The organism is Pseudoalteromonas sp. MMG006 (genome assembly GCF_018101025.1).
Taxonomy (GTDB): Bacteria; Pseudomonadota; Gammaproteobacteria; order Enterobacterales; family Alteromonadaceae; genus Pseudoalteromonas.
In genome coordinates this window covers 64,373-77,591 of sequence record NZ_JAGJEJ010000010.1, presented here as the reverse complement: position 1 = coordinate 77,591, position 13,219 = coordinate 64,373, and the positions used below count along the sequence as shown (strand labels likewise).

Annotated in this window: 12 protein-coding genes; 4 read left to right on the top strand and 8 right to left on the bottom strand. The window is 36.6% G+C overall.

Annotated elements, in window-relative coordinates; genetic code table 11:
• Positions 1-346: 346 nt before the first annotated feature.
• The 3 genes from J8L73_RS11400 to J8L73_RS11390 all read left to right on the top strand — a co-directional run bounded on the left by J8L73_RS11400 (position 347) and on the right by J8L73_RS11390 (position 3,423).
• Positions 347-1,633 (top strand): citrate synthase, encoded by a 1,287-nt coding sequence (locus J8L73_RS11400; protein ID WP_210999474.1) that lies wholly within the window; start codon positions 347-349, stop codon positions 1,631-1,633.
• A gap of 113 nt (positions 1,634-1,746) precedes the next feature.
• On the top strand, positions 1,747-2,973 hold the full coding sequence (locus J8L73_RS11395) for a SufS family cysteine desulfurase (protein WP_211017149.1): 1,227 nt from the start codon (positions 1,747-1,749) through the stop codon (positions 2,971-2,973).
• 33 nt (positions 2,974-3,006) lie between these two features.
• A complete protein-coding gene (locus tag J8L73_RS11390; protein WP_210999476.1) occupies positions 3,007-3,423 on the top strand; it encodes a SufE family protein in 417 nt (138 codons plus the stop codon).
• 6 nt (positions 3,424-3,429) lie between these two features.
• Here the strand turns inward: J8L73_RS11390 and tcdA are convergent, their stop codons facing one another.
• Genes tcdA through J8L73_RS11355 form a run of 7 tightly spaced genes read right to left on the bottom strand, consistent with a single transcriptional unit; the run spans position 3,430 to position 10,891 of the window.
• Positions 3,430-4,227, bottom strand: a complete 798-nt coding sequence (tcdA, locus tag J8L73_RS11385) for a tRNA cyclic N6-threonylcarbamoyladenosine(37) synthase TcdA (RefSeq protein ID WP_211017147.1) — start codon at positions 4,225-4,227, stop codon at positions 3,430-3,432.
• Positions 4,228-4,908 (bottom strand): TIGR01621 family pseudouridine synthase, encoded by a 681-nt coding sequence (locus J8L73_RS11380; protein WP_211017145.1) that lies wholly within the window; start codon positions 4,906-4,908, stop codon positions 4,228-4,230.
• Positions 4,905-5,666 (bottom strand): 3-deoxy-manno-octulosonate cytidylyltransferase, encoded by a 762-nt coding sequence (gene kdsB, locus J8L73_RS11375; protein WP_211017143.1) that lies wholly within the window; start codon positions 5,664-5,666, stop codon positions 4,905-4,907. The genes J8L73_RS11380 and kdsB overlap by 4 nt, the downstream gene beginning before the upstream one ends.
• The gene (locus J8L73_RS11370) at positions 5,654-5,851 is read right to left on the bottom strand and encodes a Trm112 family protein (RefSeq protein ID WP_210999480.1); all 198 of its coding nucleotides are present in this window, start codon (positions 5,849-5,851) and stop codon (positions 5,654-5,656) included. The genes kdsB and J8L73_RS11370 overlap by 13 nt, the downstream gene beginning before the upstream one ends.
• Positions 5,841-6,821 (bottom strand): tetraacyldisaccharide 4'-kinase, encoded by a 981-nt coding sequence (gene lpxK / locus J8L73_RS11365; RefSeq protein ID WP_211017141.1) that lies wholly within the window; start codon positions 6,819-6,821, stop codon positions 5,841-5,843. The genes J8L73_RS11370 and lpxK overlap by 11 nt, the downstream gene beginning before the upstream one ends.
• Positions 6,818-8,563 (bottom strand): lipid A export permease/ATP-binding protein MsbA, encoded by a 1,746-nt coding sequence (msbA, locus tag J8L73_RS11360; protein WP_211017139.1) that lies wholly within the window; start codon positions 8,561-8,563, stop codon positions 6,818-6,820. Before msbA ends, lpxK begins: the two co-directional genes overlap by 4 nt.
• 60 nt (positions 8,564-8,623) lie before the next feature.
• The gene (locus J8L73_RS11355) at positions 8,624-10,891 is read right to left on the bottom strand and encodes a DNA internalization-related competence protein ComEC/Rec2 (protein ID WP_211017137.1); all 2,268 of its coding nucleotides are present in this window, start codon (positions 10,889-10,891) and stop codon (positions 8,624-8,626) included.
• On the opposite strand from J8L73_RS11355, the gene J8L73_RS11350 reads away from it, so the two are divergent.
• A complete protein-coding gene (locus J8L73_RS11350; protein ID WP_210999484.1) occupies positions 10,871-11,377 on the top strand; it encodes a DUF2062 domain-containing protein in 507 nt (168 codons plus the stop codon). The two genes, J8L73_RS11355 and J8L73_RS11350, sit on opposite strands and share 21 nt — an antisense overlap.
• 78 nt (positions 11,378-11,455) lie before the next feature.
• On the opposite strand, the gene J8L73_RS11345 is transcribed toward J8L73_RS11350, so the two are convergent.
• Entirely contained in the window at positions 11,456-13,210 is a 1,755-nt protein-coding gene (locus J8L73_RS11345; RefSeq protein ID WP_210999485.1) for a DUF3466 family protein, read from the bottom strand.
• Positions 13,211-13,219 lie beyond the last annotated feature (9 nt).

Genomic DNA, 13,219 nt, shown 5'->3' with positions numbered 1-13,219 from the left:
TGGTGGAACTATCAAAATAAACGCATCAAAACATTTAAAGTTCACATAACTGTAAAAATTATCTGTAAAAATTTGTTTACCCAAAGTCAATACGGTTTAAAACCACCGTTAGTATATATACCCACAGGGCTTTTTACAATTCTTGTTTATTTATAGATGTTTGCGAATTAGCCAATAGTATTATATTTAATTCATACCGAATATTTATTATACATATATGCATAATGTTTATAAAAATTGACTTTAACCCCCTCTTTCACGTTAAAATGCGAAGATGTGCTTAAAACAGATTTCAGAACTTTAAAATCTAAAAATCAGAATAGATATCTTAATAGGAGATACATAGATGGCAGATAAAAAAGCCACAGTCCATATTGATGGGCTAGATCCAATCGAACTTCCAATTTATCAAGGCACTGCTGGCCAAGATGTAATCGACGTACGTACACTCGGTTCTCATGGTCACTTTACTTATGACCCAGGTTTCATGTCGACTGGTTCTTGTGAATCTGCAATCACCTACATTGACGGTGGTAAAGGTGTACTTCTTCACCGCGGTTACCCAATTGAGCAATTAGCTGACGACTCAAACTACATTGAGCTTTGCTACTTACTATTAAACGGTGAGTTACCAACTAAAGAACAATATGATGCTTTTGCTAAGCAAATCACTCGTAGCACAATGCTAGACGAGAAAATTGCTAACTTCTTCCAAGGCTTCCGCTTTGATGCTCACCCTATGGCAATGCTATGTGGCGTTGTTGGCGCACTATCTTCTTTTTATCATGAAGATCTTGATATTACTGACGCTGAGCAACGCAAAACGAGCGCAATTAAGTTAGTAGCTAAGCTACCTACTATTGCTGCAATGGCTTATAAAACAAATATCGGCCAGCCGTTTGTATACCCGCGTAACGATTTAAGCTACGCAGAAAATTTCCTACACATGATGTTCTCTGTACCTGCTGAAGAATACAAAGTTAACCCTGTAACTGCTAAAGCGATGGATAAAATCTTTATGCTTCATGCAGACCATGAACAAAATGCATCTACGTCTACAGTACGTCTTGCTGGTTCATCAGGTGCTAACCCATATGCTTGTATTGCTGCAGGTATTGCTTCACTTTGGGGCCCTGCACACGGTGGCGCTAACGAAGCATGTTTAAACATGTTAGAAGAAATTGGTTCTGTTGATCGTATTGATGAATACGTAGCTAAAGCTAAAGACAAAGCTGACCCGTTCCGCCTTATGGGCTTTGGTCACCGTGTTTACAAAAACTTCGATCCACGTGCTACAGTAATGCGCCAAACGTGTCATGAAGTTTTAGCTGAGTTAAACATTCAAGATCCACTTTTAGATATTGCTATGAAACTTGAGCAAATCGCACTTGAAGACCCGTACTTTGTAGAGAAAAAACTATACCCTAATGTAGATTTCTACTCAGGTATCATCTTAAAAGCGATAGGTATTCCAACAAGTATGTTCACTGTAATCTTTGCAATGGCACGTACTGTTGGTTGGATCACTCACTGGGATGAGATGTTGTCTCAACCTGGTCATAAGATCAGCCGCCCTCGCCAAATGTACACGGGTTACACTCAACGTGACTTCGTATCAACTGATAAACGTTAATTAGCGTGAGTTAGTTTAAAAGGCCGCTTTTGCGGCCTTTTTTATTATCGATACTTGAGAATTATTATAAACCTATTACAATTCCTGCCTTAAAATAACCATGTTGAAGAGCTATGCCTGCTTTAGAATTTGATATAAATAAAATTAAAAATGATTTTCCTACATTAAAGCAGTCAATAAATGATAACCCACTTGTTTATTTAGACTCTGCAGCAACTACACAAAAGCCCCAATCAGTCATAGACGCTATTAATGAGTTTTATACTAGCCAGAACGCAAACGTGCATCGCGGGCGTCACACTCTAAGTGAGCACGCCACAACTTTATACGAGCAAGCACGCGATAAAACAGCTGACTATTTTAATGTTTTAAGTAAAGAAATTGTTTGGACTAAAGGCGCAACAGAAGCAATCAATTTGGTTGGTAATGGCCTGCGTAGCCGCTTTAATAAAGATGATACTATTATCATTTCTGCTCTTGAACACCACGCTAACATTGTCCCGTGGCAAGTTTTAAGTCAGCAAACAGGTGCAAAATTAATAGCACTGCCCGTTAATGATGATGGTACGTTAAATATTAAGCAATGCTCTGATTTTATTAAACAAAACAAACCCAGTTTGCTTACGATCACTCAAGCATCTAACGCACTGGGGAATATCACTAATCTAGAACCTCTTATTAAAGCAGCAAAGGAAATAAACTCACTCGTTTTAATAGATGGTGCACAAGGTGCAATGCATCTAAAGCCTGATTTACGTGAGTTAAACTGTGATTTCTATGTGTGTTCAAGCCACAAAATGCTCGGGCCGACAGGTTTAGGTGTCCTTTATGGCCGTTATGAAGCGCTTAATGCTTTAGATGTTTATCAAACTGGTGGGGAAATGATTGATAAAGTCTACCTCACTCATAGTACATATAGGCCTGCCCCTGCAAAATTTGAAACGGGAACCCCTAATATAGCCGGTGTTTTAGGTTTTTCGGCGGCTTTAGATTATTTAGATACGTTACATAATTCAAATATACAACAATATGAGAATGATTTATTTACATATGCGGTTGAAAAACTGGTAAGCATTGATGGTATTACAATATACAGCAACCTCTCTAACAATATTGGTACGCTAAGTTTCAATTTTAAAGATGAACATCCTTACGATTTGGCAACATTACTTGACGGTTACGGTATTGCAGTGAGGGCTGGACATCACTGTGCGCAACCTCTTATGACCCATTTGGGGCTAAATGGAACATTAAGAGCCAGCTTTTGTTTTTATAACACCCACAAAGACGTTGATATATTCATCAATTCGCTTAAAGAATGTATTGATTTGTTAGATTAAACGTCTCTTCTATAGAATTATTTAGGATAACTCATGACAAATACGTTTAAAAAAGTCACCGAATCAATTGATAAGGCTTCTGCCTGGCAGCAAAAGTACCGTGAAATAATGCTTTTAGGTAAAACATTACCCGTTTTACCTGACGTATTGAAGACTGATGATGCACTAGTCCCAGGTTGTGAGAGCAAAGTTTGGATGTTTGTAGAATTTGATTTAAAAGAAAATACATTAGTCGTTATTGGCGACTCAGATACACGTATTGTCAAAGGTCTATTAGCAATTATTCTAGCGTTATATAACGGGCTTACACCTGAGCAAGTAGTAAATATAGATGCGTATGAAGAATTTGATAAACTAGGCCTTATTAGCCACTTAAGTGCATCACGCGGCAATGGGATAAAAGCCATGGTTGACAAAATTCAAACCATGGCACAGCACAAAATAAGCTAAGTAAAATTAAGCCTGTAAACGCTGTTTTTTATCTAAGTATTTTCGGATAGCTTTAGCAGCCACAAAAAAGCCAAAACTTCCTGTAATCATAGTTACAGAGCCAAAACCATTGTTACAATCCATATTCATGCTGCCATCCGCATTTTGCTTCGCATGACAGACGCTACCGTCACTACCGGGATAAACCAGCTGCTCTGTAGAATAAACGCAATCAATATTAAACTTACGTTTTGGATTGCTGCTAAAGTTATATTGTTTGCGTAGGATGTAACGAACTTTAGCTAATAATGGATCTTGTGTCGTTTTTGCTACGTCCCCGAAAGTAATCTGGCTGGGATCCGTTTGCCCACCAGCACCACCTGTAGTAATAATTGGTATTTTATTGCGTTTGCAGTGAGCGATTAAAGCTGCTTTTTCTTTCACAGCGTCTATACAGTCGATCACAAAGTCAAAACCCTGAATGTGCTCTTGAATATTATCAAGAGTGATGAAATCATCAATTACGTTAATTTCGCACTCAGGATTAATCAGTTCGCAGCGCGTTTTCATCGCATCTACTTTAGCTTGACCTACAGTCCCGCTAAGTGCATGAATTTGCCTATTAACATTAGTTGCGCAAATATCATCTAAATCAATAAGTGTAATTTTACCAACACCTGTACGCGCTAAAGCCTCAGCAGTCCAACTACCTACTCCACCTATGCCAATAACGCAAAAGTGTGCTTCCTGTAACCAATCAAATTGCTGGTTACCATATAAACGTTTAATGCCGCCAAAACGGATATCAGTTACTTTTTCACTCATTTACCAATCCAATTGCCATGGCGATTGCCACGCTTTAAAATCTTGATGCTTGTTTAATAATTTGTACTCGTCCCCTTCATTGGGAAATAAAGTAAATTGCATACACTCATTGTTCCACTCAAAACTCAATGCATATGCATGAAGATAAGTACGCTGTGCGCTTGAGCCTGCATAAAGTGTATCTCCCAATATAGGAGCGCTTACGCTTTTTAATGCTACTCTAAGCTGGTGAGTTTTACCTGAATAAGGCTTTAAAATATAAGCCCTATAACCTGCTTTATAGCTCAAAGAATAAAAGCGTGTAATTGCCGGGTTTACTTTAGTGCTAAGAAGTTTAAACATACCACGGCGGGATTTGGCCATATCGCCTTTTATCCAACCTTGCTTTTTTTTAGGTTTAGCATCACTAATCGCAAGATAATATTTATCAATAGCGTGCTTTGTAAACATAACGGTAAGCTCAGCCGCAGAAACTTTATTACGCGCTAAAATAATTAAGCCGGATGTAACTTTATCAAGGCGATGCACAGCAAATAATTTTTCACTTGTTTGCTGCTCAGCTAAAACGACAAAGCCTGGGCCATCTTCAGAATGAAAATTCAGCCCTGCTGGCTTTTCGAATATATAAAAGTCATTATGTGTAAAAACAATATTTAACGACTTGTGCAAAGATTCATTCACGCATTACTGCTTTTTAAATAGGCTATAACTTTCGCTAAATCCTCTTCGGTATCAACACCTGCATGTGGAGCAACAAGAGCTTGCTCTATTTTTATATTAAAGCCATGGTACAACACACGTAACTGCTCAAGTGACTCAAGAACCTCTAAAGGAGAAATGCGAAGCTCAATATATTGCTTAATAAAACCAGCCCTATACGCGTAAATACCCACATGGCGTTGAAAAGGTGCTAAATTAAGAGCATTATTTTTTATCATCATTGCACTTCTATCAAACGGGATACTCGCTCGTGAAAAGTACAATGCATTTTTATTAATATCACTGACCACTTTAACTGCATTAGGGTTAAACACTTCATCTTGCTCTTCAATAGCAACACTAAGCGTAGCCATAGGCGCAGTTGAGTCATTTAAAAGTGAAGCCACTTGAGATACATTTTCAGGCGCTAATAATGGCTCATCACCTTGTACATTAACTACTATTGTATCGCTATCTAGATTTAATATATCAACAACTTCAGCTAATCGTTCAGTACCCGATTGATGATCTTCACGGGTCATTATAACATCACTGGTAAAACGGCTGACTTCATCAAAAACGTTTTGATGATCAGTTGCTATAACCACTTTACTCGCACCCGCTAAGCATGCTTTTTCATAAACGTGTTGCACCATAGGCTTACCGCATATGTCAGCAAGTGGCTTACCTGGTAAGCGTGTAGATGCATAGCGAGCAGGTATTATAACTACGAATTCCACTTTTCAATCTCTTCTAAAGATAACTCACGGGCTTCATTCTCAAGTAATACTGGAATGTCGTCTTGAACAGGATAAGCAAGTTTAGCTGCCGTGCTAATTAACTCATTATTATCCCTATCAAAACGTAATTTTCCCTTACATACTGGGCAAGCAATTATTTCAAGTAACTTTGTATCAAAGGCCATTATGTATTCCTTTTTCTTTTAATAATAAATTTAATTTGTCTATAACCGCATCGGTTGGCTTTGCATCAACCGGTAAATAATACCAGTTAGCTTTCGCAAAAGAGCGGCACTTTACCGCATCTTTTTCTGTCATGACGATACTCTGATCACCAAACTGCTCAAAATCTTCAGCACTATACGCATAATGATCTCTAAAGTGATGGGTTGATAAAAGCTGTATCCCCTGCGTTTCAAGCGATTTTTCAAATCGTTGCGGGTTACCAATTGCGCTAACTGCATGAGTCTGGTTTACTTTATCTTTTGTCTCATCACCTGAATTAACTAAGCGAAGGGTGTTTGTTTCTAATAGATAGCTATTATTAGCGCTACCACCGTTTTCAATAACAATATCTACGCTATTTAAACGTTTTGTTGTTTCTCGAAGCGGCCCTGCTGGCATCAATAAACCATTGCCAAATCTGCGCTGGCTATCAACAATACAGCATTCAATCGCACGAGGCATTTTGTAATGCTGCATTCCATCATCAGAAATGATGACGTCGAGCTTAAAACGCTCTTCAAGTAAAGCTATATTTTGCTCACGACTCGGCCCTACAGATATCGGACATTTCAAACGGTGATATAAAAGTATCGGTTCATCACCGGCTTGAAGTGTCGTTATATCGTCAGTTACTAGCAATGGGTAACTATTAGATTGCCCGCCATAACCTCTGCTTATAATACCAACCGATAAGCCTTGCTTGGTTAAATACTCATAAAGCCATAAAACAAATGGCGTTTTACCATTTCCGCCCACACTAATATTTCCGACAACTATAATAGGAGTTTTACATTCAAAACTATCTAAAAATTTACAACGATATAAGAGTTTACGAAATGACGAAATAAGCCAAAACAGAGCACTTAAAGGTAATAACAAAAGTGTAATTAAACCAAATGGTTTAAACCAACTTCGTTCTATTCTACTCACCCCTGTTCACCAAATTGCATTTTACACAAAGCTGAATAAGTGCCGTCATTTGCAAGTAAGCTGTCATGATCGCCACTTTCTATAACACGGCCATTATCAATAACATAAATACGGTCACTATTTTCAATTGTAGAAAGCCTGTGCGCTATTACAATAGACGTTTTATCTTTCATTAATGTATCAAGTGCATGCTGAATTAATTTTTCAGATTCGGTATCAAGCGCAGATGTAGCTTCATCTAAAATTAAAATGGGTGCATCTTTTAAAATAGCGCGAGCAATAGCTATTCGCTGGCGTTGACCACCAGAGAGCATGACACCGTTTTCACCCACCATAGTGTTAAGTTGCTCTGGTAAATCTTTTACAAACTCCCAAACATGGGCTTGTTTAACTACTTGCTCTAATTCTTTATCTGATACATTTCGCTGTATGCCATAACAAATATTATTGGCAATAGTATCGTTAAATAGCACTACTTGCTGTGACACTAAAGCAAACTGTCGGCGCAAGTCGGTTAATTTGTAATCTTGCAGAGCAATACCATCAAGCAAAATTTCACTAGGGAGCTCTAAATCATAGTAGCGTGGTAATAAATTCGAAATTGTTGATTTACCAGAACCTGATCGTCCTACTAAGGCAATACTTTCACCCGCTTTAATTGTCAGTGATAAATCGTTTAAAACGGCTTCATCTTTCGTTGGGTACTTGAAAGTTACATTCTTAACTTCAATTAAGCCTTTAACTTTATCGACTGAAACGGTGCCGGTATCTTTTTCGATGTCTTCATCTAGCACTAAAAAAACACTTTGCGCGGCAGAAATACCACGCTGCATATCACTATTCACATTGGCGAGCTGTTTGAGTGGGCGTAATAGCATCATCATTGAAGCAATTAATACCATGAAATCACCAGAGCTTATTGTATCAATCATGGAGGGCATTGATACCACCCACAAAATAACAGCCATGGCACTGGCTGCTAGTATTTGAATAATTGATACACTTAATGCTTTTGTTGCATCCATTTTAATGCGTTGTTGGCGGTTGTGGTTATTAATTTTAGAAAATTTGTTTATTTCTTGATCTTGCCCACCAAAGCCATGAATAACTTTATGGCCGCTAAGCATTTGCTCAGAACTACGGGTAACTTTCCCCATAGCCGATTGAATACTTTTAGATATGTGGCGAAAGCGTTTAGATACTACTGCAACTATTACCGCTACAAGTGGAATAATAACTAAGAATATGAGTGAAAGTTTCCAACTGGTATAAAACATTACACCCAGTAGAAAAACGACAAAAGCCCCTTCACGTACAACAATGAGTAATGCCTTGGTAATAGCTTGTTGAACTTGCTCTGTATCGAAAGTGATTTTTGAAATTAAATCACCCGTTGAATTTTTATCGTGAAAAGACACTGGCAAATGAAGAATATGCTCAAATAACTCTTGTCGTAGAGAGCGTACAACTTGCGAGCCTACATAACTTAAACAGTAAGAAGACATAAAGTTGAAAATACCACGCCCTAATACTAACGCTATTACAACAAAAGGAGCATATTTTAACACTTCAGTATTACGTTGGTTCAAACCTTGGTCTATAAACGGCTTCATTAATTGAATAAATAAAGCATCCATTGCTGAATACCCGATCATTCCTATAATTGCGACGAAAGCGATAGTTTTATATGCGCCAACGTAAGAAATAAGCCGTTTATATATTTGTGTAGTACTTTGATCCATAACACTCTCTAAATACAGTAACAACCTGTATTGTATCCTTCGGTGAGAGAAAACTAAACGTCAATCTTTGATAAACCAGTAACTTTCCTGCTCTCTTGCTGTTTCTATAACCAAATTATCTGAATAAAATTTAACAGTTATTTGCCCTACCTTACCCGTGGTTAATTGTTTAGCCCCTGCTTTTTTATAACGAGACACAACAGCTGGTTTTGGAAATTCCCACTGCCCTTTATAAGCACTCGAATGAATTACAATTTTAGGTCGAACTGCATCAATAAACTCACTGCTTGATGATGTATCACTCCCATGATGGGGGCTTAACATAACCGTACTTTGTAAGTTATGGTTTGCATCAATTAATAACGCCTCTCGAGATGTAGATATATCGCCAGTAAGCAAAACACTGTAGTCACTACTAAAGACTTTGACGACACACGAATCATCATTTTTATTTTCAAAAGTTTTACTTTTAAAGCTTTGAACAGTAAGAGCATTAAAGTTTATGCTTTTTTCAATACAAACATCGTGTGTACTATTAGGGTGAAACTGTGTAAAAGTATCTTTATAGCCAGCAGCTATGAAATGTTTTAATCCGCCTGCATGATCATTATCTTCATGACTTAAAATAGAGGTCGTCACAATTAAATTTTTAGCTTTTATGTATGGCAATAAAATACTTCTAGTACGACTATAGCGATTAAAATAGCTAGGTCCAAAATCATAAACGAATGCGTGTTTGTCCTTTTCAATTAAAACCATTAACCCGTGTCCTACATCAAATACATGTAATTGCCACAAAGGCTCATTTTTTACAAAATAATTAAACGTAATTGCAGCAATGGGTAATAGAGCCAACCACTTAAAGGGCATTAAATATAACAGCAACATAGTGGCGTAAGAAAAAACCAAAAAAGTAATATCTACTTTCCCTGTACTAACCCATCTAATCGCTTGTGGTATTTGTGCAAGTAATTCAAATATATAATGAAGAATATTGTCAAAAGCTAATATGATTACGCTTATATCAATAAAACTACTCAGCAGAGTAAAAACGATTAACAAGGGTAAAATCACAATGGATAACAACGGGATAGCAATTAAGTTTATAACTAAACCCGCAATGCTTACTCCATTAAAAAAATAGAGTGATAAAGGTAATAAGCCAATAAATAACCCTACTTGAATAACAAGCATCGATAAAAGTTTACTTTTTATTCCAGTATTAACGATAGGAAATTTATTTAGTACGATAAAAATAATAGCAACGGCTAAAAAAGAAAAATAAAGTCCTGGATTTAATAAATAAAATGGATTAACGAGTAGTACTATTACTAAAGCGAATAAAATACTTCGCCAACGTAGCGGTTGTATTGCTATAAAATATAATAACAAGCAACATGCCAGCATAATTAGCGCACGTGTTGCAGATACTAAAAAGTTGCTTAAATAAACGTATAAAAATGCCGCCAAAAACCCCGCTATACTGTAATAAATAGATAGATTTTTTGTTTGTTCAAACATTATATTTACTTTTATAAATACAAAGCGCATGAACATATAAGCAAAACCAAAAATCAAACTTATATGTAAGCCTGATATAGCTAATAAATGACTTAATCCAAGCGATTGCATAAATTGCTTATCATCAAAGCTCATTAAAGATTTGTCGCCACTTAAAAGTGCATAGTAAAGCCAAAGTAGTTTAGTGTTTTTATAAGTATTTTTTAAAAACTGTTGATAACCTATAATTAAACTATCGTCGTTGTAATGCTTTATTACTAAACTTTTGTTTAATACCTTCCCTTTAAAAAAGGTTTTATTTATAAAAGCATTTTGTTCGTTATCGAATACATTAAAATTTTTATTACTTCTAAAATACTTTAAATTTAATGATGCAGAAAACTCATCCCCTTTAGATAAAACATTGTCTGTATTAACACTTAATAAAGCACTTGGCGCTAAAAAGGTTGGGTAGGTACTTGTCTCCAAAGAGAGAATTTTAACTTTTATATATTGTGGTACTTTTGCTGAAATAACCTCCTCAATTATAACATCAGCATTAAGCGCATACTTTTCACTCGATTCAGGTATTTCAAAACTGTAAAAAACATAAAAATTGATAACCACGCTGCAAATTGCGCAAATAAAGCCTAACAATACGTTCAAAAACGGCTTAAAATAAGCACTTACAATTACAATGAAAATTGTGAGTATTGTAAATTCGAGAGTTTGGTAATAAAACACGGTTGCGATACAACCAATTACAAACCCAAGACATATCCACACAGAAGTAAATGGTTGCTTTAAATGGCTAAAAAAACGATCCAAAGATTTTTACCCGATCCAAATAAAATTAGACATCATAAAACTCTAAAAATATTTGGACGCCTTTTGCAAGATGCAAATCTTTGGCATTTGAACAGGCGCTCTGCGAGAGGTGCGTTTGCTGTTGGATTGTTTTTTGCCTTCATCCCTGTTCCTTTTCAAATGGTTTTAGCTGCCGCAGGCGCTATTTTATTTAGAGTAAATCTGCCTATATCCGTGGCTCTAGTGTGGCTAACCAACCCTTTAACTATGCCGCCTATTTTTTATGGTTCGTATTTAGTGGGCACTTTAATATTAAATCAACCAGAGCAACACTTTGTGTTTGAAGCTAGCTGGGAGTGGTTCATACAAAGTATTGAAACTATTGGTCCCGCATTTCTTTTAGGCTCCTTAGTATGTGCATCTGTTGCTTCAATCATCGCGTATGTAAGTATAGATATAATTTGGCGCCGTTCTGTTAAAAAAGCATGGTTAGCCCGCAGTAATTAGATAGCATTTATTATAGACGAAAAAAAACCAACTTTATTAAGTTGGTTTTTTTGTGGCTTATGTATTTATATTTAATTTTTAAAAACGAAATACACGGCGTAAACCAACTAACGGTAGTAGCAGTAGTGTATACCAAGGAAAGCTTGCAGAACTACGCTCGTACTCTTCAGCTTCTGGCGCTGCACAATCTTCCACTTCACCATTTTCGATAGGTGTAAGTTTTACTGCTACAGCAACACTTTCGTATTCGATTTCACCGTTGATGTCTGTAACAACACCACCTAAAGTATCACGCTTTTCTACTGTTTTAGTCGCTGTGCCAAATATTTCATTATTCTCATTAATCGATGTAGCTTCTACCATTGTATAACCGTAATCGGTTTCACCATCAGTGTCATAACATGGCAGTAAATCGTTTAAGTTAGTGATTTTATCTTCACCAATTTTATAAATAAACGCTTCTTTACGGCGTGTATTATCTGAAACACCAACTTCACCTTCACCAACAATATAACCTTGATTATTTATATCATTACCGTAAGAGCTTGAGCTATTAAAGTAATCTGTTGGGAATACAGTATTACCCGTATTAATGTCATGGTAAAAGAACTTACTTCTTCTAGTATTTTCAATAAATTTAACTGCGTTACCAGTAATAACGTCGTTATCGTTAATTGCTATTGCACTACCTGAGATCCAATCATCTTCTTGATCTATAAAGTCGGTTACGCCGCCGTCTTTAAAATACACAGGCATAGTGATAATAGAGTCATCGTTTTTGTAATAACGTGTATTTGAAGAGCCAACAATTGTACCATTTGAATTAATCGCTAAAGCGGTACTTGTAAACGCGTCGTCTTCTGTTTCATCTTCATCAGGGGCAAGTGCTAAGCCTAGCTCTTCAACTGATGTAATATTTAATGACTCATCAAGTTCCCATTTTACTGCACGTTTATTAAATAAACCTCTGGTAATATTAGAGTTTAATAAGTTAATGCACACCGATGTAGGTTCATCTTCATTATCACAGTTATCCTCAATATCCTCTTCTCTTTCAAGCGGAATATCTACAGAGACATTACCTACTACTGTGTAGCCACTGTTTGTTTTGACAATATCGTTAGCGCGACTTGTGCCACCATATTCATTAAACTCTGGCTCTAACGGCACTTTTACTCCGTTGGCACCAATTACAACTCCACGCTCAATAAATTCATGCGTAAACCATGTTTCTTCTTCGTCTTCGTCGTCAGGTGTAAACGCTACTTTGTCGTAAGGCGCGCTTCCCCAGCCTACCATTACACCGTCTTCACTAACTGCGTTAAAAATATTTGTTGTTGAACGCGTCAGGCCATCGTAATCAACAGAGGCTATATCAAATAATGGCTGCTCAACGACTTGCTCATCAGTAAATACAACCCCCACTAAAGAGCTTAATTTTTGGTACTCATAATTAGAGGTTATGCCAAAAGTAGAGCTTGATAAAAAGCTAACCATAAAGCTATGAGCATCAGGGTTTGTATTTACAGCGTCATTAAATTCAATATCATTAAGTGTAAATGTAATTTCTTTATCACTTAGTTCAAATGCAGCTTCTTCAGAGTCGTATGCACTTTCAACTTCATTTTCACCAAAATCAATGTAACTAATATCTATTGGTAAATTATATAAACCGTTTGCAAAACCTATAATATGCCCGCTTTCGCTTACATCTGATACGTAAGAATATTTAGCGTCCTCAAGAGTCCCTAATTCACTTAACTGGTAGGTAGCACTTGTTGCGGTTGTGCTCAATGTCGCTAAAATACTTGCAGCGAGTAATTTATATTTCATTTTAATCCT